Raw genomic sequence first — 22,222 nt, forward strand, 5'->3', positions numbered from 1 at the left:
AGGTGGGACGACGAAATCGAATTCTAACGAATGACCGATTTCTGTCCCACTCTCTAACTGTCTTACTAACTTCGTTTGGCAAATTGGATCGATTTGCCAAACTCCGTGTCGTAGTTCAGGAAATCTATTTGGTTGTATAAAAGTCTAATAATCTGTTTCCGCTATGGCGGTTTACCTAAACGCTTCAATAGGAAAAGTCCACGAATGGTATCGATTCGTGAGCTTTTCCGTTGTAACAGTTAGAAAGAGGACTAGCTAACTAGTCTCTTGGTTCACTTTGGGAATAGAATATATAAATTGAAAAACCAGCTCAAGCGAGCTGGCTTTTTATTGTTCTGTAATGAGGAGTCTTCCCAAAAATTCTTGTAGAATAAAGAAGACAATGAGGCTAGCAATGGTCTCCCCTATGAAGGAGGAGCTATTCACAATCAGAGAGTAGAGGTAGGCACTTTGGCCAGCTGGAGCATAGCTTCCCCAGAAGATGACCCCTGCAATGTAGTGAATCAGGTAGCGTGCAAAACCACCCAGGACGACTCCAACAGTAATATAAGTGAGTGTCTGAACTCGTTTCTTATCTCTGATAGCCTTATCAAGGACAGGTTTGACAATTCCACTCAGTCCAATCAAGCTAAAGGCTACAAAGTACTCTAAGAAACCTTGGATTGGAGTCAACCAACCACCAGCTGCTTCCCCAGTTACGACTTGCAACAAACCCCAGATGAATCCACCCATGGCACCAGCCTTCACACCCCAGCGGAAACTGAGGAGAAAGATGGGAACCATCTTAAAAGATAGAGAAATCCAAGGACCTAAGGACATCGGTTGAGTAACCAAATCCAAAATATAAGCAATGGTTGCTAAAAGAGCAACCTCAATCATTGGTCGAATCGTAGTTTTCGACATAAAAAAACCTCCTATACCAATCGTTTTGATTGGCTCATTTTTTGCCACATCAAAACGTTGTCATAGAAGTTCTCTATTTCTTTCTGTTTTGAGACACATCCCTACGCAGGTCCTAACCTGATCAGGTGGTAAGAGTTTAGGCGAGAGCGTGAATACCTAGAAGTATTTAGCCCAGCCAATCTCAGCAATTGCTCCTCTTGTGACTCTTACATTATACTATCTAAAAAAACTTCCTGCAACTGTTTAACTCGCAAAAAATATGGTATAGTTATAAAGATAGAAAATGTACAAATTGTGGAGGAAATAATCATGGGTATTTTTGCAGGTTTGATGGGCAATGCTTCTCAAAAAGACGTCGATAAGGTTGAAAAAGATTTAGGGGATATCCTAGTTCCAGGTGAGCAGGTAACCTTGGCTTTTAGCTTGATTCGTGACTTGATTGTCTTTACTGAGTACCGTCTCATTTTGGTGGACAAACAAGGGATGACAGGGAAGAAAACATCTTATAAATCCCTCCCCTATCGTTCCATTTCACGGTTTTCAGTAGAAACATCTGGTCATTTTGATTTGGATGCAGAATTAAAAATTTGGGTTTCATCAGCTGTAGAACCATCAGAAACACTTCAATTTAAGAGTGATAATAGTGTTATTGAAATCCAGCAGGCCTTGGCAGCAGCTGTATTGCGTTGATCAGTGAATGAGGACAGGACTCATCTAGCGATTTCGGGTGATCGGTAGGAGTAATGGTAGATAAGGTAAAGAGGAAACGAAATGTTCGTTGAAAAAAAGTTAGGAGATGGTCGGAGTTGGATTAATATTGATTCTGACTTGATTGCGGAAACCTCCCAGTTGTACCAAAAGTATGGTATTGATCAAGAAACCATTGAATATGCATTGGATAAAAATGAACGTGCCCATATGGATTATAACCGTGAAAATGGAACTGTGACTTTTATCTATAATGTATTGGATATGGAAAAGGAAAAGGAATATTACGAAACCATTCCGATGACTTTCATTGTCCAGGGGCCACGTCTTGTGACTATTAGTAACCGAGACAACGCCTATATTATTGCACAAATGGAACGCTATGTTGATGCTCATGAAAGTTTATCCACCTTTAAACTCTTGTTTGCGGGGCTTGAGATGATTAGTAATGCTTATTATCCGATTATTGAGCGTCTAGATAAGCACAAGGATGAGATTACTCGTCTCTTACGAAAAACGACAACTAGTAAGAACCTTTATGCTCTTTCTGACGTGGAAACAGGTATGGTCTATCTAGCATCCGCTGCCAAGCAAAATCGCATGCTTCTGGAACATATCAAGGCTCACTTAATCTACCGCCAATTTGATGATGTGGAAAAAGAACAATTTGATGATGCCATGATTGAGGCCAGACAGTTGGTATATATGACGGAGTTGAACTGTCAAGTCTTGCAACAGTTGTCTAGCTCCTACAATAACATCCTAAACAACAACCTGAATGACAATTTGACAACTTTGACTATCTTGGAAGCTCTGTTAGCAGTCTTAGCAGTTGTCACTGGTTTCTTTGGAATGAACGTTCCATTGCCGTTTACTGACGATCCTAATGCATGGCTGTATATCTCCATAGCAAGCTTTGTACTCTGGATCATCTTGTCTCGTATTTTGCGCTGGATTGCCCATAAACGATAAAAAAGAGAGGTAGGGAAGAAATTCCTTACCTCTTTCGTATCTTGGCTATTTCAGAAAATCCTTCATTTTTAACTCTGCCTCCCCTAAGAAGAAGAGGCAGTTTTGATACAAGTGATCGACTGTACATAATCTTCTTGGAAATAGTAGGAGTAGATTTAAAAGTACTGAGTGGATTATAAACAATTTATAATTGGATTGAATCGTTGAATCAGTTAAATGAATGAAGCATTTTAATCATTCTGAAATATCCTAAATACTAAATTCATTATACATACTTTTATTTTAAAAATCAAGAAAACAATCCCAAAATAAAAGTGGATTTTTTGTGAGAAAAAACTTTTAGAAAGCCTATTGTAACGCTTTTTTTGTGATAGGATTCAAAGCGAAGAAGAGATTTTGCGTCCTTTTATATTATTGTAAATTTAAAAAGAAATAAAAAGGGTTATACTAATGAATCAAAGGTGAAAAGAACTTTTTTGAAAGGGGTTACGCAATAAAAAGCTTTTAACTTGTTTCGTTTTACTATCTTTTAACCCAGGTCTGTGGTATACTAGATAGGTTGCAAAGAAAGCAGTACTTTTCTTTCGTGGAAAAGAAGCAACACGATCTTTCATAAAAGCTATGAAAGTACGTCATGACAAGAAAAGTATAAACTAAGCGCTATAGGATGGCTTCGCACCATCTTTAGAAAGAAGAATAACGTGAAATTTAATGAATTTAATCTTTCTGCTGATTTGTTAGCAGAAATTGAAAAAGCAGGATTTGTAGAAGCAAGTCCTATCCAAGAGCAAACCATTCCATTGGCTCTTGAAGGTAAAGATGTTATCGGTCAAGCACAGACTGGTACAGGGAAAACAGCAGCCTTTGGCTTGCCAACCCTTGAAAAAATTCGTACAGAAGAAGCAACTATCCAAGCTTTGGTCATCGCCCCAACTCGTGAACTGGCTGTTCAAAGCCAGGAAGAACTCTTCCGCTTTGGTCGTAGTAAGGGTGTGAAAGTCCGTTCAGTATACGGTGGTTCAAGTATTGAAAAACAAATCAAGGCACTTAAATCAGGTGCTCACATCGTTGTAGGAACACCGGGACGTTTACTTGACTTGATCAAACGCAAGGCCTTGAAATTACAAGATATTGAAACTCTCATCCTTGATGAAGCAGACGAAATGCTCAACATGGGATTCCTGGAAGACATCGAAGCAATCATCTCACGTGTCCCAGAAAATCGTCAGACTCTACTCTTTTCAGCAACCATGCCTGATGCCATCAAACGGATCGGTGTTCAATTCATGAAAGAACCTGAGCATGTCAAGATTGCTGCCAAAGAATTAACAACAGAACTGGTAGACCAGTACTATATCCGTGTTAAGGAACAAGAAAAATTTGACACCATGACACGTCTGATGGATGTTGATCAACCTGAATTGTCAATCGTTTTTGGTCGTACGAAACGCCGTGTAGACGAGTTAACTCGTGGATTGAAGATCCGTGGTTTCCGTGCAGAAGGGATTCATGGAGATTTGGACCAAAACAAACGTCTTCGTGTCCTTCGTGATTTTAAAAATGGAAACCTCGATGTCCTTGTTGCAACAGACGTTGCTGCTCGTGGTTTGGATATCTCAGGCGTGACCCATGTCTACAACTATGATATTCCTCAAGACCCTGAGAGTTATGTTCACCGGATTGGTCGTACAGGGCGTGCAGGTAAGTCAGGTCAGTCAATTACCTTCGTTTCACCTAATGAAATGGGTTATCTCCAAATCATTGAGAACTTGACTAAAAAACGCATGAAAGGTCTCAAGCCAGCAAGTGCAGAAGAAGCCTTTCAAGCTAAGAAGCAGGTCGCTCTTAAGAAAATTGAACGTGATTTTGCTAATGAGGAGATTCGTAGCAACTTTGAGAAGTTTGGCAAGGATGCTCGTCAATTGGCCTCAGAATTCAGTCCTGAAGAATTGGCTATGTATATCCTTAGCTTAACAGTTCAGGATCCAGATAGTCTTCCAGAAGTTGAAATTGCGCGTGAAAAACCACTGCCGTTTAAACCGTCTGGTGGTGGATTTGGCGGAAAAGGCAAGTCTGGTCGCGGTGGCCGTCGTGGAGACGACCGTCGAGACCGTGAACGCCGTGGCAATGGACGTCGTGATGAATATCGTAAAGGTGGACGCTCAAAGGATCGCTTTGATAAAGAGAAGCGTTACCGCAAGGATCATAAAAAACCTCGCAATACTTCAAGTGAGAAGAAAACAGGCTTTGTGATTCGGAACAAAGGGGATAAATAAAAAATACAAGGGTAAACACATGTTTACCCTTGTATATTTATAAGGAGACCGAAATTCGTAAACAAAACGTTTGCAATCATCTTGTGACAGCGCTATCAATTCTGTTAACATATTAAGAATACAACTTTTATTTAGCTCTGTCAACAGGTTTGCTAAAAAAAATCTACTTTTTTTAAAAAAAAAGAACAAAAAAATGATCATTACACAAAAACGATCAACAAAATAAGTGGTTAATATAGAAAAATTAGAGTGAAATGTTTGTTTCTTATTGAAATTGTTCACTTTTATAGTATAATGAAAGCATAATCAGGAAAGTAGGACATCATATGAAAGAGAGTAGACATGTAGCAATCTTACAAGAGTTGGATAAAAATGAAGTGGTCTCTGTTAAGGACCTAAGCGATCTCTTAGGTGTTACTGATATGACAATTCGACGCGATTTGATAGACTTAGAGGAGCAAGATCTATTGGTTCGTGTTCATGGAGGGGCCCATCGAAAAATCAAGGATAGTCTGACAGAAGTCTCCCATACAGAAAAGAACATGTTGAACGTGGAAGAGAAAAGGGAAATTGCTCAAAAATGTGCGGCTTTAATCGATGAAGGCGATACAATTTTTATTGGAGCAGGGACCACTACAGATTTTATTGGAGATTATCTTGAAGGGAAACATGTCAGCATTGTCACCAATTCCCTACCTATTTTTGAAAAATTAAAAGACCAACCCAATTATGACATCATTTTAGTGGGAGGTCGATACAGGGTCAAGACACAGACCTTTGTAGGACAGTTTGCAAATAAGCTCTTAAAGGAAATTAAGGTTTCGAAAGCCTTTATCGGGGTAAATGGAATCGACGGCCATACAGCAATGACTGCAAACGAAGAAGAAGGAAATGGCAATAAAATTATTCTTAACAATGCCATTGAAAAGTATGTAGTAGCAGATAACAGTAAGTTTGATAGCTATTCTTTCTATGCTTTTTACCGTCTAGATGATTTAGATGCGGTGATTACCGATCATTCTATCTCTAAAAAAGTACGAGAAAAATACAATTCTTATACAAAAATTTTGTAAAAATTAGAAAAGAAACAGCTAAACGGCCAGGATTCAAGCAGATTCTGGCCGTTTTTCTATCCTTTAATAGAGGAGGGGTGCAAATAAATCTATAAAAAATAAACAAAAAAGAACAAAAAATTACATATTGTAATTGACAGCGCATTCATATAGTGATATACTTATCATGTAATTAAAAGATATTTAAAAAGTGGAAGGGGTGAAAAGATGGGATTAAATCAACTGTTTAATCGGGAATTAGTCTTTTGCCTAGATGTTTCGAATCAAGAAGAATTGTTTGACCAGGTTGCAACTTTATTGGAAGAACGTCAGATTGTGACAGATTCTTATCGAGCTGCATTAAAAGAAAGAGAGAAATCGTTCCCTACTGGTTTGGATATGGAATTTCTAGGAAAGGATCTTCCGAATGTAGCGATTCCTCATACGGATATCATCCATAACCTGACAGAGAATATTGTAGTTGTTCGATTGAAAAATCCGGTAACCTTCCACAATATGATCGCACCTGATAAAGAAGTAGAAGTTTCTCTTTTATTCTTCATCATTAACAATTCTAGTTCCAGCCAAACAAACATTTTGGCGCATTTGATGGATTTCTTTACGACAAACGGAAATCTTGAAAACATGTCGAAATTGGAAACTGAAGAAGACTTATATCGCTATATCACAGAAGCGATTGCTTAATAGTAACAATTAAAAATATTTATAATGGAGGTCATTCAAATGATTAAAATTTTAGCTGCCTGTGGTGCAGGAGTTAACTCAAGCCACCAAATCAAAAGCGCTCTAGAAGAAGAGCTTTCAAACCGTGGATATGATGTACAATGTGATGCGGTAATGGTAAAAGATGTGAATGAAGACTTGATTAAAGGTTATGATATCTTTACACCAATCGCTGCAACTGACTTAGGTTTTGATCCTGGTATTCCAGTAGTTGAAGCTGGCCCAATCTTGTTCCGTATCCCAGCTATGAGCGCTCCGGTATATGACAATATCGAAGCAGCCATCAAAGAACACGGCTTAAGCTAATTCGTTTATCTGTATTTTGTAAGCGGTTCCTATAATGGGAGTTGCTGACATTCTTAATTTTGTAAAATATAAAAATATAAATCGGGAGGATTTATTATGAATGGCATTATCGATTTTGCCAATAAGTTTTTCAAACCCATTCTAGATATGGGTGCACCGATCATCATGTTGATCGTCCTAACTCTATTGGCTCTCTTGTTTGGAGTGAAATTCTCCAAAGCACTTGAAGGTGGTATTAAACTTGCCATCGCCCTTACAGGTATCGGTGCAATCATCGGTATGTTGAATGGAGCTTTCTCAGCGTCTCTTGCAAAATTCGTTGAGAACACTGGTATTCAATTGAATATCACAGACGTTGGTTGGGCACCACTTGCTACCATCACTTGGGGGTCTGCCTGGACACTTTACTTCTTGCTAGTTATGTTGGTTGTCAACATTGTCATGCTTGCAATGAAGAAAACAGATACACTTGATGTCGATATCTTTGATATCTGGCACTTGTCTATCACAGGTCTTTTGATTAAATGGTATGCGGATAAAAATGGAGTTAGCGCAGGAGTTTCCCTCTTAGTTGCCACTCTTGCAGTTGTTCTTGTAGGGATTATGAAAATCATCAACTCAGACTTGATGAAACCAACATTTGACGATTTGTTGAATGCACCAAGTTCATCACCTATGACTTCAACTCACATGAACTACATGATGAACCCAATCATCATGGTTTTGGATAAAATCTTTGACAAATTCTTCCCAGGTCTTGACAAATACGACTTTGACGCAGCTAAATTGAACAAGAAAATTGGTTTCTGGGGATCTAAATTCTTCATCGGTTTCCTTCTTGGTATTGTCATCGGTATCATGGGTACTCCACATCCAGTTGCTAATGTAGCTGATGCTAAAACTTGGGAATTGGTTATTAAAGGTTGGTTGAGCCTTGGTTTGACTGCCGGTGTCTGCTTGGAATTGTTCTCATTGATCGGTTCTTGGTTCATCGCAGCGGTAGAACCATTGTCACAAGGTATTACAAACGTTGCTACTAAACGTCTTCAAGGACGTAAATTCAACATCGGTTTGGACTGGCCATTTATCGCTGGTCGTGCTGAAATCTGGGCTTGTGCCAACGTACTTGCGCCAATCATGTTGATCGAAGCAGTGCTTCTTTCTAAAGTCGGAAATGGTATCTTGCCACTTGCAGGGATCATCGCTATGGGTGTGACTCCAGCTTTGTTGGTTGTAACACGTGGTAAATTGATCCGTATGATCGTGTTTGGAACACTCTTGTTGCCACTCTTCCTTCTTTCAGGTACTCTTATCGCACCATTCGCTACTGAATTGGCGAAAAGTGTAAAAGCCTTTCCAGAAGGAGTTGACAAAGCTCAATTGATCACTCACTCAACTCTTGAAGGACCTGTTGAAAAATTGCTCGGTTGGACAATCGGTAATGCAACAACTGGTGATATTAAATTGATCATTGGTGTTGTTGCTTTCTTAGCATTCTACGTTGGAATCTTTGCATGGTACAGAAAACAAATGATCAAACGTAACGAAGAATACGCAGCAAATGCAAAATAATCCGCTCCTAAATATGTAACTTGATAAAACTAGGGTATCAATTTTCCAGATATGGAGGGGTAGCCTAGTTTTTTCTCTAAAATAACATGCTAAGGAGTGAAATATGAGGATAGCTTTAAAAAATAATGATCTGGAAGTTTGTTTCAAGGAGTTAGGTGGTGAGCTGACCTCTATCAAGGATCAGGAAGGTATCGAATATCTTTGGCAGGGTGATGCTCAGTATTGGAGTGGCCAAGCCCCAGTTCTCTTTCCTATCTGTGGTTCGGTTCGAAATGATACAACCATGTATCGCCCTCAAGGTGTTGGGAAGATCCCTCGCCACGGGCTAGTTCGCAAGAAAAACTTTGAGCTGGTAGAGCAAACAGAAGATCGGGTGACTTTTGGGATAGAAGATACGGAAGAAATGTATCAGCAATATCCCTATCATTTCAGACTAGAAATTTCCTATCAATTGCTAGGTAAGAAGATTCAAGTAACCTATCGGGTTCACCATCTTGGTGAGGAAGGAGTCATGCCCTTTTTCGTTGGTGGTCATCCAGGATTTAATTGTCCGTTACTGGCGGATGAAGGGTTTGAAGATTACTACCTGGAATTCGAACAAGAAGAGACCTGTAGTATTCCTAAATCCTATCCAGAGACAGGCTTGCTAAATGTCTTTGATCGGACACCTTTCTTACAGCAAGAGAAAATCCTTAATCTCGATTACGATCTCTTCCAAAAGGATGCCATCACCTTAGATTGCTTACAATCAAGAAGGGTGACCCTCCGCTCTAAAAAGCACGAGAAGGGGGTAAGTCTTCATTTTCCGGATTTTTCAAACTTGATTATCTGGACAACTCCAAATAAAGGGCCATTTATCGCATTAGAACCTTGGTCTGGTTTATCCACTTCCCTTGAAGAGAGTGATTATTTGGAATATAAAAAGCAAGTTCGACTTTTGCCAGCAGGTCAAACAGCTGAACTAAGTTTTGAAATCGAAATTTTATAGAAAATAATGTTGTTGAATATAGAAGTTTCTGTATTTGATTGAAAAATGAATTAAAAGAAGGAGCATAATATGTCAGTTATTATTGGTGCGGATGCAGCAGGTATCCGCTTAAAAGAAGTAGTCAAAGAATATTTGGAAGCAGAAGGTTTCCAAGTGGTGGATGTGACAGAAGAAGGGCAAGACTTTGTGGATGTGACCTTGGCTGTTGCAAAAGAAGTCAAACAAGCAGAAGACAATCTTGGTATTGTTATTGATGCTTATGGAGCTGGCCCATTCATGGTCGCTACTAAAATTAAAGGAATGGTTGCGGCAGAAGTTTCAGATGAGCGTTCTGCCTACATGACTCGTGGCCACAACAATTCTCGCATGATCACCATGGGTGCTCAAATCGTGGGTGACCAATTGGCCAAAAATATCGCCAAAGGTTTTGTAAACGGTAAGTATGACGGCGGTCGCCACCAAATCCGTGTCGATATGCTCAACAAGATGTGCTAAGGGGAGGAGTAAAGGAATGAAAATTGCAATTGGATGTGACCATATTGTCACAAATGAAAAAATGGCTGTTTCTGAATTTTTGAAATCAAAAGGTTATGAAGTCCTTGACTTCGGAACCTATGACCACGCGCGTACCCACTACCCAATTTTTGGGAAAAAAGTCGGAGAAGCAGTAGCTAGTGGTCAAGCTGATCTTGGAGTATGTATCTGTGGTACTGGTGTTGGAATTAACAACGCTGTTAACAAGGTTCCTGGAATTCGTTCAGCCTTGGTACGCGACATGACAACGGCTCTTTATGCAAAAGAAGAACTCAATGCTAATGTCATTGGTTTTGGTGGGAAAGTAACCGGTGAATTGCTCATGTGTGATATCATTGAAGCTTTCATTCATGCAGAATACAAACCAAGTGAAGAAAACAAGAAATTGATTGCCAAGATTCAACATTTGGAAACTCATAATGATCACCAAGAGGATGCAGATTTCTTTACAGAATTCCTTGAAAAATGGGATCGTGGTGAATACCACGACTAAGAGGTGAGCTTATGATCTTAACTGTCACCTTGAATCCTTCCATTGATATTTCTTATCCCTTGGAAGAATTAAAGTTGGATACTGTGAATCGTGTGTCGGAAGTTTCTAAGACGGCTGGTGGTAAAGGGTTAAATGTCACCCGTGTCCTAGCTGAGAGCGGTGAAACAGTTGGAGCAACAGGTTTTGTTGGGGGGACCAATGGTCAATTTATCAAGACCCATCTTCCACGAGATGTCCAATCCTTCTTCTATGATATCCTGGGAGATACGCGGAACTGTATCGCCATCTTGCATGAAGGAAATCAAACAGAAATCTTAGAAGCGGGTCCAGAAATTATCCGGACGGAAGCTTTAGGATTCCTTCATCATTTCAAACTCCTCATGCCGACAGCGGATGTGATTGCTATTTCGGGAAGTCTTCCTACAGGGCTACCAGTGGACTATTATGCGAGCCTAATTGAGATTGCAAAAGAAGCAGGACGCAAGGTTGTACTTGATTCATCAGGCAAATCTTTAGAAGCGGTCCTTCACTCACCATTCAAACCAACGGTGATTAAACCCAATCGCGAAGAATTATCTCAACTCTTAGGACGGGATGTTTCAGCTGATTTTGAGGACTTAAAAGAAGTATTGAAAGACCCACTGTTTGAAGGAATCGAATGGATTATCGTCTCCTTAGGTGGAGATGGTGCCTTTGCCAAACACGGAGACAGCTTCTATAAGGTCGATATTCCAAAAATTGAAGTGGTCAATCCAGTGGGATCTGGAGATTCAACTGTGGCTGGGATTTCTGCTGCCCTCAGTAGCGGAAAAGATGACGTGGCTCTCTTGACCCATGCTATGGTCCTAGGGATGCTAAATGCCCAAGAAAAGATGACAGGGCATGTCAATATGGCCCACTACGATGATTTGTATCAGAATATAATTGTAAAAGAGGTATAAGATGGTATTAACAGAACAAAAACGCAACTTTTTAGAAAAATTGAGCACCAAAGAGGGTGTGATCTCAGCCTTGGCCTTTGACCAACGTGGTGCCTTGAAACGCCTTATGGCTCAGTACCAAGACACAGAACCAACCGTGGCGCAAATGGAAGAATTGAAGGTCCTAGTAGCTGAAGAATTGACACCATTCGCATCTTCTATGCTCTTGGATCCTGAGTATGGACTTCCAGCGACTAAGGTCTTGGATGCAGAAGCAGGTCTCTTGTTGGCTTATGAAAAAACTGGCTACGACACTTCTAGCACCAAGCGTCTGCCAGACTGCCTTAACCTTTGGTCAGCTAAACGCATCAAAGAACAGGGCGCAGATGCAGTGAAATTCTTGCTCTACTATGATGTGGATAGCGCAGAAGAACTCAACCAAGAAAAACAAGCCTATATCGAACGCATCGGTTCAGAATGTGCTGCAGAAGAAATTCCATTCTTCCTTGAAATCTTGGCTTATGATGAAACTATTGCGGATGCAGGTTCTGTAGAATATGCGAAAGTAAAACCTCGTAAGGTCATCGAAGCTATGAAAGTCTTCTCAGACCCACGCTTCAACATCGATGTCTTGAAGGTAGAAGTGCCAGTCAATGTCAAATACGTTGAAGGTTTTGGCGATGGAGAAATCGTTCATAGCCGTGAAGAAGCTGCTGCCTTCTTTAAAGAACAAGAAGCAGCAACCAACCTTCCATACATCTACTTGAGTGCCGGTGTTTCTGCCAAACTCTTCCAAGAAACCCTCGTCTTTGCCCATGAAGCAGGAGCAAACTTCAATGGAGTTCTCTGTGGCCGTGCAACTTGGGCTGGATCTGTAGAAGCCTACATCAAGAATGGCGAAGCAGCAGCTCGTGAGTGGCTCCGTACCGAAGGTCGTCGCAACATTGAAGAGCTCAACCAAGTCTTAGACCAAGTCGCAACTTCTTGGAAAGAGCGTATTTAATTCCTTAGTTCCTAACGTATCAAATAGTCTTTCTAGAAAAATCTAGAAGGACTATTTTTTTTAGAAAAGATAGTTCTCTTAAGAACTTTTTTCTTGACTTTTTGTGTGGAAGGTGTAAAATAGTTCTCATAAACACTATCTAGTTCTCTTGAGAACTAATTGATTTTGGAGGAATGATGGACAAACCGTTAGTAGAATTTAAAAAAATCGGCCATCTCATTCATCTTATGATGGAAAGAGAAGCCAAGAAACGTGGCCTTGAATTTATTGCAGGCCCCCAAGGTCAGGTATTGATCTTTTTATCCCATCGTGAGAAAGAGGGAAAGGTGACCTTGATTCGGGATGTTGAGCAGGAACTTCATATCTCAAAATCCGTGACGAGTAACCTGATCAAGCGCATGGAGAAAAATGGCTTTATTTATTTAGAGCCTAGTCCAACCGATAAACGTGCCAAGTATGTCTACCTAACAGACAGTGTAAAAGACAAATTGAATGACATGAAACAATTCTTTGAAGAAGTAGACCAGGATATGATGACTGGTGTATCAGAAGAAGATTTGACCATCTTTTTCAAGGTCATGCATCAATTTTATGAGAACATGAAAAAAAGGAGCGAGGAATGATCAATATGTTTCGGCGGTTAACTGCCAAAGAATGGGGCATGATTGCCCTTAGTACGGTCTTTATCTGTCTGGCTGTTTGGATGGATTTAAAGACTCCTGAATACTTATCCGATATCACAACCCTCTTAGCCAAGGATGGGACCAAGGTTTCTGATATCATGGATCCGGGAAGCAAGATGTTGCTCTTCTCTTTTGGAAGCTTTTTGATGGCAGTCCTTGTTGGCTTTTTAGCGTCACGAGTCGCTGCCAGCTTTACGACGCGACTTCGAGGAGAGATTTTCCATCAAGTGATGGATTACTCTGATGCCGAGATCAAGAAATTCTCCGTTCCCTCTCTCTTGACTCGGACGACTAATGATTTGACCCAGTTACAAACCTTGATTGTCATGGGAATGCAAGTCGTGACACGTGGTCCTATTATGGCCATTTGGGCCCTGACCAAGATTTGGGGGAAGAGCGATGCCTGGACAACTTCTGTTGGGATTGCTGTCTTGATGGTCTTAATCCTTCTCTCTGTTCTGGTTCTTATTGCCTTTCCGCGCCAGCAAAAGGTTCAAGGATTGACAGATGATTTGAATGCAACGACGCGGGAGAGTTTGACAGGGGTGCGGGTCGTTCGCGCCTACAATGCGGAAGACTATCAAACTGAAAAATTCAAAACAGAAAATAAAGCTTTAACCAGTCTGAACTTATTTGTTTACCGTTTGATGTCCTTGATGAATCCGGTCATGACAGTGGTATCAAGTGGCTTGACACTTGCCATTTACTGGATTGGAGCTTATCTGATCAATGATATTGCCATGCCAACAAATCCCACAAAGCTTGCCGTGAGTTCTGCCCTTGCTGATCGTACCAAGGTCTTCTCAGATATGGTCACTTTCTCCTCTTACGCCATGCAGGTCGTTATTGGTTTCATGATGATGGTAGCGATTATGATGGTTCTTCCTCGTGCCTTGGTGTCCGCAAAACGGATTAACCAGGTCTTAGCTCTAGAGCCATCTGTTGATTTTCCAAGTGAGTCCAAGACTGAGACTGGAGAAAAAGGAAGTGTCGAATTCCAAGATGTTTCCTTTAGATATGGACGGAGTGCTCGTGCTGTGATTGAGCATGTGACCTTCTCAGCCCAAAAGGGACAAACCGTTGCTTTCATAGGATCGACCGGTTCTGGGAAATCCACTTTGGTCAATTTGATTCCGCGATTTTACGATGCGACGGAAGGAAAAATCTTAGTGGATGGCGTGAATGTTAAGGACTACAGCCACCAAGAATTGAATAATAAGGTGGGCTACATTCCACAAAAAGCAGTTCTCTTTAGCGGCACTATTCGCTCCAATATGGAATTTGGAGAAAGTAGTCAAGGAAAATTAGAGGATGAAGCCATCTGGAAAGCTCTTGAATTGGCCCAAGCCAAAGAGTTTGTTGCCGCAAAAGAAAAGGGCTTGGACACAGAAGTAGCGCAAGGAGGAACCAACTTCTCTGGAGGTCAACGCCAACGCTTAGCCATCGCGCGTGCTCTTGCTCGGAAACCTGAGATCCTCATTTTTGATGATTCCTTCTCAGCCCTGGATTATAAGACGGATCGTATCTTGCGACAAGCCCTGAAAGAAGAGCTGGCAGATACGACCAAATTGATCGTAGCCCAACGGATTTCGACCATTATGGATGCGGACTTGATCTTGGTTTTGGACAAAGGACAAGTCGTCGGTCAAGGAACCCACAAGGAATTGCTTGAGACTAATGAAGTCTACCAAGAAATTGCCTATTCACAATTATCTAAGGAGGAGTTGGAACATGCATAAGACAAAACAAGAATCGTCCCTTTGGAGCCAACTTTCTCCATATTTGAAGGGATTCCGTCTGTTTTTCATCATCGCTATTCTCTTTTCGATTGTGTCCAGCGTCATCACCGTCATTGGACCGGACAAGTTAAAGGAAATCACGGATACTATCACAAAAGGGATGGGTGGGACAATCGATATTGACAAGATTGCCTCGATTGCCCTGACCTTAGCCATCCTTTATGGAGTGGGAGCACTGGTTTCATACAGTAGTAACTTTATCATCTCTACTATGATTCAGCAGTTTGCGGAACGTTTGCGCAATGCTATCGCAGAGAAGATCAATCGCGTGCCCCTACAATATTTTGATAGTCACGAACAAGGAGATACCTTGTCTCGTGTGACCAATGATGTGGATTTGATGACTCAATCCTTTAACCAAAGTTTGGTACAAATGGTCTCCTCTATCGTCTTATTGATTGGCTCCATCTTTATGATGTTTAAGACGGACTGGCACTTATCTGTCACAGCGATTGTATCCGTCTTTGCTGGCTTTGCCCTCTCTAGCATCATTATGGTCAAGAGTCAGCCACTCTTTAAGCAACAACAGGACAATCTTGCTAAAGTTTCAGGTTATGTAGAAGAAATCTACAGTGGACACAATGTGGTGATTTCTTATAATGGCCGTCATCAAGCCAAAAATCATTTTGATGCCATCAACCAGGACTTATACCAGAGCATGTGGAAGTCACAATTCTTCTCTGGGATCATGATGCCCTTGATGCAGTTTGTAGGGAATTTTGGTTATGTCATGGTCTGTATCGTTGGAGCTGCCCTCACCATTAATGGGGATATTACCATCGGGACCATTGTGGCCTTTATGACCTATGTCCGCATCTTTACCCAACCAATTGGTCAAATGGCCCAAGGAATTACCCAATTGCAATCAGCTAGTGCTGCTATGGGGCGTGTCTTTGAATTCTTAAATGAAGAAGAAATGGAAGACGAATCTCAAAAAACTCGCCAATTGGATGAGCCAAAAGGACATGTCACCTTTGAACATGTGCGCTTTGGCTATTCACCAGATAAGACCATTATCCATGACTTTACAGCTGAAGCGAAGCCTGGACAAAAAGTGGCCATTGTTGGTCCGACAGGCGCTGGTAAGACTACCATGGTCAATCTCTTGATGCGTTTCTACGACATTCAAGCTGGTAAAATTGCCATCGATGGAGTGGATACCAAGGCCATGAGCCGTGAAGAAGTTCATGATGCCTTCTCCATGGTCTTGCAAGATACCTGGCTATTTGAGGGAACGATTCGAGAGAACCTTGTTTTCAATCAAACCGATATTTCAGATGAAGCGGTCGAAGCAGCAACTCGAGCGGTTGGGGTCCATCACTTTATCCGGACCTTGCCGAATGGCTATGATACCGTGCTAGATGATTCAGTGACTTTATCCGTTGGTCAAAAGCAACTCTTGACCATTGCGCGTGCCCTCTTGAAGGATGCCCCGCTCCTCATCTTGGATGAAGCCACCTCATCTGTCGATACCCGTACAGAAGAGTTGATTCAAAAAGCCATGGACAAACTCATGGAAGGCCGAACTTCCTTTGTGATTGCCCATCGCTTGTCCACTATCCGTAATGCGGATCTAATTCTCGTGATGAAAGATGGAAATATTATCGAGCAAGGCAACCACCAAGAACTCATGAGCCAAAATGGATTCTATGCCGACCTCTACAATAGCCAATTCACAGAAGAAGTGGCATAAAAATAAGATACAAAGCCCGTAAAATGCAAAGTGAAAATAGGAAATTCTTGCAGTGAGCGATGCTCACAAGAGAATTTATCTTTTTCACCCAGCATTTAGGGCGTGTTCAATTCGAACAAGATACAAAGGGCGTAACATACAAAGTGAAAAAATGAGAGTGGGACAGAAATCGGTAATTCGTTAGAATTCGATTTCGTCGTCCCACCTCCGCACAGTTGAGTAGGGCTGTAAAAGCTGATGAAATCAGCGTAGTAGAGCCCACTCAACCACTGCGTCTTGCTCGATAATCCAAAGACAATTTAGAGGCTAGGACTTTTGTCCCAGCCTTTTTTTGTTTCCATGCAGGAATAGGCTCCGTCATTCATCAAAAATTGGTTCCCAATGTTCATAAATCTGATTAAGCTTTCATTCACTATTCAAATGGCTTCTAATTTGTAAGTGTTTATGTGATAATTTCACATTACAATCGAAAATAAGAGTGTTTTAGAGTATAATAGTTTTATTAGAATGAAGGAGTTGGCGTATGGAAAGGATCGTATATAGAGAAGCAAGGCTAGATGAGTACAAGCTAATTGGAAAAGTCTGTGCTGATGCTTTTATGAATTATCCATTTTTAACCGTCATTAAAGAAGATTTAAAAAAGCCTGAATACTTTCCGGCCTTTATTGAACTATTGCATACCTTGTTAGTCAAGCTCTACATCAAAGGGGAAACTTGCTTAGTTGCTGAACGAGATGGAGAAATTATAGCAGTAGGACTCTTGCAACAAAAAGATTTCTCAATGGTCTCTTACCTACTAAATGGAATTATCAAATTGTTCCGTTACATTAGCCCTTGGAAATTGATGAAATATCTGGACCTAGTGGAGCGTTCGGAGCAACATTTAAAAAAATCTGGAAACTTTGATTGGTATCTAATGATATTAGCTGTGAGCCCAACTGTTCAGGGTCAAGGGGTTGGTAGTCATTTTCTCCAAAACGGGATTGAACCTTACGTAAAGGCCAAAGGGTGTAAGCGTCTAGGCTTGATTACTAGTACGCAACAAAATGTCTTCTTCTATGAAAAAAATGAATTCGTCCTATTAGATTCTATGGTGCTAGATTATGGGAAACAAAGCGTTGGGAATTGGGCTTTTTTAAAGCCCCTTGATGACGAATCTTAGATAATTAAAAAAAGGAGCTCTTGGGAGCTCCTTTTAGCATGCAAACAGATGATTGTTACACCATCTAGGTGTTTTTTTGTTCGGGATCTATCTTGGATTGTTGATGCTTGATATAGGTCAGTTTTTCCTCTCGGCTCTTCCGTTTAAAGAGTGCCTCGGCTGACATAGCAGCTCTTTTGTCGGGGAAAGACTCCTGGTAGATCAAGGTCACAGGAAGTCTAGGACGGGTATATTTGGCGCCTTTGCCAGCATTGTGAGTTTTGATACGGCGCTCGATATCGGTGGTGTAGCCAGTATATAGGGTCCCATCCGCACACTGGACTACATACATATAAGCTTTAGTTTCCATAGTAAATCTCATGAATCTCCGGCGTATAGCTTCCATCTTCTTCATGGATGAACAGTGGAGGAAGAATTTTTAGACCATCCCGCGATCCATCTTTAATGGCCTCAATGAGGAGCATATTGGCATCTTTATGGACCTTGGGATAGACAAATTGAATCCGTTTAGGAGCAAGATTGTAGCGTTTCATGGTTTCAATAATATCTAAGAAGCGATCCGGACGATGCACCATGACGAGTCGGCCATTGGACTTGAGAGTCCGTTGGGCCACTTGACAAATTTGGTTCAAATTGGTGGTGATCTCATGACGGGCTAGCAAATAATGAGGGCTCTCATTTAAATTGGAATGCTCGTCCACTTTAAAGTAGGGAGGGTTACAGAGAATAAGGTCGATTTTACTACCAGGGAAATGGTGGGGCAAATTTTTTAAATCATCGGTAATCATGGACATGCGGTCGGAGAGGCCATTCAATTGGATGGAACGCTCTGCCATGTCTGCTAGTCTTTCTTGTATCTCCACTCCAACGATGGTTGCTTTGGTGCGCATGCTAGCAAAGAGTCCGACAGCACCATTGCCGGCACAAAGATCGACAATCAGACCACGGTTGGGCAACTTAGGAAAACGCGACAAAAGGACACTATCAATAGAATAGCTAAAAACTTCTCTATTTTGAATGATTTTCACATCGCTAGAAAATAGTTGGTTGACGCGTTCGCCGTCTTTTAATTCGATATCGTTCATGGCTCTATTATAGCATGAAAAGAGTGCGGGGAAAAGTGTAGAAAGAGATAAGAAAAAAAGGACAGAACTTTCGTTCCATCCTTATCTAAGAGTTGTTTAATCAAATTCATATTTTTGATAAATGGTCGCCAAGATGAAGATTCCCGTAAAGAGAGCCATCAAGGCAAGGTAGACAGGGAAGGTCACAGCTGTCAATGTCCCGATTTCAATCAGGCCTTTCAAGTAAAAGGCAGAGAGATAGAAGCCGCAGACAGAGAAGATAATTAAGAGACCTCGCCAGATATTAAGTGGCAAGCAAGCCCGAATAACGGACAAGAAGCCAATAGATCCCAATAAGTAGTAGGAAAGGGTAGACATGTCCAGGCTAGACCAGCCATGATGAGCTCCCCATAAACGAACAAATAAGACGCTAAAGACAACCATCAAGGCATTTGGTAAGGCCAGATGCAAGGAGCGTTTGAGGAAGTGTTTTTCCACTGGCTTAATGTTTCGTTCAAAGGTCAAGACAAATGGAGGGAATCCTTCGACAAACTGGTCAATCAGCGTAATCTGAATCGGAATAAATGGGAAGATCAACAAGTAGTTGATGTCAAAGAAAAGAGCACTTGCGATACAGATAATGGCCAGAATGAAGGAGTAGATCGTCTTAATAAAGAAGATAGGAGCAATTCGTCCAATGTTATTGACGACCCGACGACCTTCAAAGAGAATTTCTGGAACATCATTAAAGTCAGAGTTTAACAAGACGAGATTGGCAATTTGACGGGTTGCAGGATCACCTTCGGCCATCACGATGGAGCAGTCAGCTTCTCGTAAGGCTAGGATATCATTGACCCCGTCCCCTGTCATGGCAGTGGTTCGACCAGCAGCCTTGAGGGTTTGAATCAAGAGTTTCTTTTGATGAGGAGAAACCCGTCCAAAAATGGCTGTACTTTCAGCTAGGTCCACCAGCTCATCGTCCTCAATCTTAGAACAGTCAATATAGCTTTCGTAGCTTTCAAAACCAGCTTCCTTAGCAATGTAAGAAACAGTGACAGGATTATCACCAGAGATGATTTTGAGATCTACATCTTGGGAGCGAAGATAATCCAAGGTTTCGGCAGCCCCTTCGCGGATTGGATCGAGGATTTCAATGACGGCGATCGCTTCTACATCACTTGGCAAAGTCAAATCATGCATATCAATGGCTTCCACACTGCGAGCTAAGATCAAGACCCGTGATCCATGGGCTTGGGCTTCCAATACCGCTGGAGGATTTTCTTTGAGGAGCATTTCTGGGGCCCCTAAATAAACGGTCCCCAAGTTGGTCAGGGTCATGGCCCCCCATTTTCGATCACTTGAAAATGGAATGATTGACTCGGCTGTATAAGCGTGTTCTAACTCGCCATATGCTTTGCGGATAGCTTGGGCAGTTGGGTTGTTATCCTCAGAATTTTGCATATAGGCAGCGAGAATAACTTCGATAGTTTCTTCAGAAAAGTGTTCAGACAGGGAGTGAATGCCTTTGACGGTCATTTTTCCTTGGGTGATGGTTCCTGTCTTATCCAAACAAAGAGTATCGACACGAGCCAAGGTTTCCACAGAGTACATCTCTTGGACCAAGACCTTGCGCATCCCTAACTTGATCACGGCTGTCAAGAGTGAGGTCACTGTCAGAAGGGCAATCCCTTTTGGTAACATGCCCAGGAGAGCAGTGGAAGAGGTAATCACAGAATCTTTCACTGGAAGCAGTTTAATCAAAAAGGCTTCACAGAAGAGGGCAATTCCAAATGGGATAATAATCTTTCCAGTAAAACTAGAGATTTTTGCGAGATTGTAGAGGATGCGAGAATTGATGGGTTTGAGAGTTTTCGCTTCTACCATCAATTTATTAGCATAGTTATTGGCCCCCACACGTTTGACACGAGCGTAGACCTGGCCACTCGCTAAGAAGCTACCGGATAGAAGTTCATCTCCCTCTTCCTTGAGAACCAAGTCACTTTCTCCCGTCAGCATGGCTTCGTTGGCTTCAGCAACTCCCTTTTGAACGATGGCATCACTCGGAATTTGGTCTCCAGCAGATAGCTTAATCAGGTCGCCAAGGACGATTTCCTCTGGATCAATGGTTTCCTCTTCCCCGGCTCGGATGACAGTGACGAGCTCCTTACTCATCAAGTTCAATTTATCAATCATCCGTTTAGCGCGGAGCTCTGTAGCAATCCCGGATAAGGCATTAAAGCAGATGACTGCAAAAAAGACCAGATTGCTCCAGGCTTGTACCGCAACCAAAGCGAGGGCGATCACAAAGTTCAAAGCATTAAACAAGGTGAAGACATTGCGCTTGATGATTTGCCAGGTACTGGTACTGGTATTCGCTTTAAATTCGTTGGTTTGGCCACGCTGTATTTTTTTGCGGACCTCTTCATGGGTTAATCCCTTTAATTCATTCATTTCCATAAAAACATCATATCATTTTTTTAAGAAAAAGACTAGATGCAGTCGGTTTGTTGAGTCATCAAGTTTTTGAAAAGATTTGCGGGGAAGAGAAGGATACGGTATAATGGATAAACAAGAGAATTATCAAAGGAGAAAGCATGTTTTATACCTATTTACGTGGCTTAGTGACCTTTATTTTATGGGTTCTGAATGGAAATGCTCATTACCATCATAAGGAACTGATTCCGAGTCAAGAGGAAAATTACATTCTCGTAGCTCCTCATCGAACTTGGTGGGATCCGGTCTACATGGCCTTTGCGACCAAACCCAAGCAATTTATCTTTATGGCTAAGAAGGAACTCTTTACCAATCGGATTTTTGGATGGTGGATTCGCATGTGCGGGGCTTTCCCAATTGACCGTGAAAATCCAGGTGCAGCAGCGATTAAATACCCAGTGAATATGCTCAAAAAAAGCAAGCGTTCCTTGATTATGTTTCCAAGTGGAAGTCGCCATTCTCAGGATGTTAAGGGTGGAGTTGCTGTGATTGCCAAGATGGCCAAGGTACGTATTATGCCTGTCACTTATACGGGTCCAATGACTTTGAAAGGACTAGCGACCTGTGAACGGGTTGACATGAACTTTGGGCACCCTATTGATATCTCTGATATTGCAAAAATGAATGATGAGGGAGTGGAAGAAGTTGCAAGACGTATCCAGGCTGAGTTTGATCGCTTAGATGCGGAATCTCAGGCACTGCGCAATGACCGGAAACCTTTTATCCTCATCCGTTTATTGAAGTTTTTACTGTTGCCATTTGTCTTGATGGTCGCTCTATTGACCCTCTTATTTAGTTATATCGCAAGTTTCGTTTGGGATCCAGACAAGCATCGGAAGGACTAATGAGTTTTCTTG

Annotated in this window: 21 protein-coding genes and 1 riboswitch; of the genes, 17 read left to right on the top strand and 4 right to left on the bottom strand. The window is 41.5% G+C overall.

What is annotated here, in order from left to right; translation table 11 throughout:
• Positions 1 to 327 precede the first annotated feature (327 nt).
• Positions 328 to 903: an energy-coupled thiamine transporter ThiT gene (thiT, locus tag RCH62_RS04345; protein ID WP_306474707.1), complete on the bottom strand. Its 576-nt coding sequence runs from the start codon at positions 901 to 903 to the stop codon at positions 328 to 330.
• Positions 904 to 984: 81 nt separating this feature from the next.
• Positions 985 to 1,111: riboswitch (TPP riboswitch) on the bottom strand.
• A gap of 101 nt (positions 1,112 to 1,212) precedes the next feature.
• Here thiT and RCH62_RS04350 point away from each other — a divergent pair.
• The 16 genes from RCH62_RS04350 (at position 1,213) to RCH62_RS04425 (ending at position 17,808) form a co-directional block, all read left to right on the top strand.
• Positions 1,213 to 1,593, top strand: a complete 381-nt coding sequence (locus RCH62_RS04350) for a PH domain-containing protein (protein WP_006596927.1) — start codon at positions 1,213 to 1,215, stop codon at positions 1,591 to 1,593.
• Between the two features lie 81 nt (positions 1,594 to 1,674).
• Positions 1,675 to 2,583 (top strand): magnesium transporter CorA family protein, encoded by a 909-nt coding sequence (locus tag RCH62_RS04355; RefSeq protein WP_306474708.1) that lies wholly within the window; start codon positions 1,675 to 1,677, stop codon positions 2,581 to 2,583.
• A gap of 701 nt (positions 2,584 to 3,284) precedes the next feature.
• Positions 3,285 to 4,859 (top strand): DEAD/DEAH box helicase, encoded by a 1,575-nt coding sequence (locus RCH62_RS04360; RefSeq protein WP_023022644.1) that lies wholly within the window; start codon positions 3,285 to 3,287, stop codon positions 4,857 to 4,859.
• A gap of 326 nt (positions 4,860 to 5,185) precedes the next feature.
• Positions 5,186 to 5,932, top strand: coding sequence for a DeoR/GlpR family DNA-binding transcription regulator (locus tag RCH62_RS04365; RefSeq protein WP_306474709.1), 747 nt, complete (start codon positions 5,186 to 5,188; stop codon positions 5,930 to 5,932).
• Between the two features lie 207 nt (positions 5,933 to 6,139).
• On the top strand, positions 6,140 to 6,616 hold the full coding sequence (locus RCH62_RS04370; RefSeq protein ID WP_306474710.1) for a PTS sugar transporter subunit IIA: 477 nt from the start codon (positions 6,140 to 6,142) through the stop codon (positions 6,614 to 6,616).
• A 39-nt stretch (positions 6,617 to 6,655) separates the two neighbouring features.
• The gene (locus tag RCH62_RS04375) at positions 6,656 to 6,961 is read left to right on the top strand and encodes a PTS sugar transporter subunit IIB (RefSeq protein WP_006148587.1); all 306 of its coding nucleotides are present in this window, start codon (positions 6,656 to 6,658) and stop codon (positions 6,959 to 6,961) included.
• 96 nt (positions 6,962 to 7,057) lie between these two features.
• Positions 7,058 to 8,533 (top strand): PTS galactitol transporter subunit IIC, encoded by a 1,476-nt coding sequence (locus RCH62_RS04380; RefSeq protein ID WP_306474711.1) that lies wholly within the window; start codon positions 7,058 to 7,060, stop codon positions 8,531 to 8,533.
• A gap of 103 nt (positions 8,534 to 8,636) precedes the next feature.
• Complete coding sequence (locus RCH62_RS04385) at positions 8,637 to 9,521, top strand: aldose 1-epimerase family protein (RefSeq protein ID WP_306474713.1); 885 nt, start codon at positions 8,637 to 8,639, stop codon at positions 9,519 to 9,521.
• 69 nt (positions 9,522 to 9,590) lie between these two features.
• On the top strand, positions 9,591 to 10,016 hold the full coding sequence (lacA, locus tag RCH62_RS04390; RefSeq protein WP_023026584.1) for a galactose-6-phosphate isomerase subunit LacA: 426 nt from the start codon (positions 9,591 to 9,593) through the stop codon (positions 10,014 to 10,016).
• A 16-nt stretch (positions 10,017 to 10,032) separates the two neighbouring features.
• Positions 10,033 to 10,548 carry a galactose-6-phosphate isomerase subunit LacB gene (gene lacB, locus RCH62_RS04395; protein WP_023026585.1) on the top strand — a complete coding sequence of 172 codons (516 nt, stop codon included), beginning with the start codon at positions 10,033 to 10,035 and terminating at the stop codon, positions 10,546 to 10,548.
• A gap of 11 nt (positions 10,549 to 10,559) precedes the next feature.
• Positions 10,560 to 11,489, top strand: a complete 930-nt coding sequence (locus RCH62_RS04400) for a tagatose-6-phosphate kinase (RefSeq protein ID WP_048717140.1) — start codon at positions 10,560 to 10,562, stop codon at positions 11,487 to 11,489.
• 1 nt (position 11,490) lies between these two features.
• Positions 11,491 to 12,471, top strand: coding sequence for a tagatose-bisphosphate aldolase (gene lacD / locus RCH62_RS04405; protein WP_306474714.1), 981 nt, complete (start codon positions 11,491 to 11,493; stop codon positions 12,469 to 12,471).
• A 176-nt stretch (positions 12,472 to 12,647) separates the two neighbouring features.
• Positions 12,648 to 13,094, top strand: a complete 447-nt coding sequence (locus RCH62_RS04410; RefSeq protein ID WP_306474715.1) for a MarR family winged helix-turn-helix transcriptional regulator — start codon at positions 12,648 to 12,650, stop codon at positions 13,092 to 13,094.
• Positions 13,091 to 14,893 carry an ABC transporter ATP-binding protein gene (locus RCH62_RS04415; protein WP_306474716.1) on the top strand — a complete coding sequence of 601 codons (1,803 nt, stop codon included), beginning with the start codon at positions 13,091 to 13,093 and terminating at the stop codon, positions 14,891 to 14,893. Before RCH62_RS04410 ends, RCH62_RS04415 begins: the two co-directional genes overlap by 4 nt.
• On the top strand, positions 14,886 to 16,646 hold the full coding sequence (locus tag RCH62_RS04420; protein ID WP_306474717.1) for an ABC transporter ATP-binding protein: 1,761 nt from the start codon (positions 14,886 to 14,888) through the stop codon (positions 16,644 to 16,646). Before RCH62_RS04415 ends, RCH62_RS04420 begins: the two co-directional genes overlap by 8 nt.
• 523 nt (positions 16,647 to 17,169) lie before the next feature.
• Positions 17,170 to 17,808: a GNAT family N-acetyltransferase gene (locus RCH62_RS04425; RefSeq protein WP_306474718.1), complete on the top strand. Its 639-nt coding sequence runs from the start codon at positions 17,170 to 17,172 to the stop codon at positions 17,806 to 17,808.
• 64 nt (positions 17,809 to 17,872) lie between these two features.
• Here RCH62_RS04425 and RCH62_RS04430 read toward each other — a convergent pair whose 3' ends face one another.
• The 3 genes from RCH62_RS04430 to RCH62_RS04440 form a co-directional block, all read right to left on the bottom strand.
• Positions 17,873 to 18,157, bottom strand: coding sequence for a GIY-YIG nuclease family protein (locus RCH62_RS04430; RefSeq protein WP_048717147.1), 285 nt, complete (start codon positions 18,155 to 18,157; stop codon positions 17,873 to 17,875).
• Positions 18,147 to 18,893: a tRNA1(Val) (adenine(37)-N6)-methyltransferase gene (locus tag RCH62_RS04435; RefSeq protein ID WP_306474719.1), complete on the bottom strand. Its 747-nt coding sequence runs from the start codon at positions 18,891 to 18,893 to the stop codon at positions 18,147 to 18,149. The genes RCH62_RS04430 and RCH62_RS04435 overlap by 11 nt, the downstream gene beginning before the upstream one ends.
• Before the next feature lie 96 nt (positions 18,894 to 18,989).
• Positions 18,990 to 21,329 (bottom strand): cation-translocating P-type ATPase, encoded by a 2,340-nt coding sequence (locus RCH62_RS04440; RefSeq protein WP_306474720.1) that lies wholly within the window; start codon positions 21,327 to 21,329, stop codon positions 18,990 to 18,992.
• 137 nt (positions 21,330 to 21,466) lie between these two features.
• Between RCH62_RS04440 and RCH62_RS04445 the strand changes: the two genes are divergently transcribed.
• Complete coding sequence (locus RCH62_RS04445) at positions 21,467 to 22,210, top strand: 1-acyl-sn-glycerol-3-phosphate acyltransferase (RefSeq protein WP_306474721.1); 744 nt, start codon at positions 21,467 to 21,469, stop codon at positions 22,208 to 22,210.
• The last annotated feature ends 12 nt before the right edge of the window (positions 22,211 to 22,222 follow it).

Source organism: Streptococcus sp. (genome assembly GCF_030825805.1).
In the GTDB taxonomy this organism is placed as follows: Bacteria; Bacillota; Bacilli; order Lactobacillales; family Streptococcaceae; genus Streptococcus.

Excerpts from the sequence above, each read along its gene's own strand:
- thiT (WP_306474707.1), bottom strand. The coding sequence starts at position 903 with ATGTCGAAAACTACGATTCGACCAATGATTGAGGTTGCTCTTTTAGCA.
- RCH62_RS04350 (WP_006596927.1), top strand. The coding sequence starts at position 1,213 with ATGGGTATTTTTGCAGGTTTGATGGGCAATGCTTCTCAAAAAGACGTC.
- RCH62_RS04355 (WP_306474708.1), top strand. The coding sequence starts at position 1,675 with ATGTTCGTTGAAAAAAAGTTAGGAGATGGTCGGAGTTGGATTAATATT.
- RCH62_RS04365 (WP_306474709.1), top strand. The coding sequence starts at position 5,186 with ATGAAAGAGAGTAGACATGTAGCAATCTTACAAGAGTTGGATAAAAAT.
- RCH62_RS04370 (WP_306474710.1), top strand. The coding sequence starts at position 6,140 with ATGGGATTAAATCAACTGTTTAATCGGGAATTAGTCTTTTGCCTAGAT.
- RCH62_RS04375 (WP_006148587.1), top strand. The coding sequence starts at position 6,656 with ATGATTAAAATTTTAGCTGCCTGTGGTGCAGGAGTTAACTCAAGCCAC.
- RCH62_RS04380 (WP_306474711.1), top strand. The coding sequence starts at position 7,058 with ATGAATGGCATTATCGATTTTGCCAATAAGTTTTTCAAACCCATTCTA.
- RCH62_RS04385 (WP_306474713.1), top strand. The coding sequence starts at position 8,637 with ATGAGGATAGCTTTAAAAAATAATGATCTGGAAGTTTGTTTCAAGGAG.
- lacA (WP_023026584.1), top strand. The coding sequence starts at position 9,591 with ATGTCAGTTATTATTGGTGCGGATGCAGCAGGTATCCGCTTAAAAGAA.
- lacB (WP_023026585.1), top strand. The coding sequence starts at position 10,033 with ATGAAAATTGCAATTGGATGTGACCATATTGTCACAAATGAAAAAATG.
- RCH62_RS04400 (WP_048717140.1), top strand. The coding sequence starts at position 10,560 with ATGATCTTAACTGTCACCTTGAATCCTTCCATTGATATTTCTTATCCC.
- lacD (WP_306474714.1), top strand. The coding sequence starts at position 11,491 with ATGGTATTAACAGAACAAAAACGCAACTTTTTAGAAAAATTGAGCACC.
- RCH62_RS04410 (WP_306474715.1), top strand. The coding sequence starts at position 12,648 with ATGGACAAACCGTTAGTAGAATTTAAAAAAATCGGCCATCTCATTCAT.
- RCH62_RS04415 (WP_306474716.1), top strand. The coding sequence starts at position 13,091 with ATGATCAATATGTTTCGGCGGTTAACTGCCAAAGAATGGGGCATGATT.
- RCH62_RS04420 (WP_306474717.1), top strand. The coding sequence starts at position 14,886 with ATGCATAAGACAAAACAAGAATCGTCCCTTTGGAGCCAACTTTCTCCA.
- RCH62_RS04425 (WP_306474718.1), top strand. The coding sequence starts at position 17,170 with ATGGAAAGGATCGTATATAGAGAAGCAAGGCTAGATGAGTACAAGCTA.
- RCH62_RS04430 (WP_048717147.1), bottom strand. The coding sequence starts at position 18,157 with ATGGAAACTAAAGCTTATATGTATGTAGTCCAGTGTGCGGATGGGACC.
- RCH62_RS04435 (WP_306474719.1), bottom strand. The coding sequence starts at position 18,893 with ATGAACGATATCGAATTAAAAGACGGCGAACGCGTCAACCAACTATTT.
- RCH62_RS04440 (WP_306474720.1), bottom strand. The coding sequence starts at position 21,329 with ATGGAAATGAATGAATTAAAGGGATTAACCCATGAAGAGGTCCGCAAA.
- RCH62_RS04445 (WP_306474721.1), top strand. The coding sequence starts at position 21,467 with ATGTTTTATACCTATTTACGTGGCTTAGTGACCTTTATTTTATGGGTT.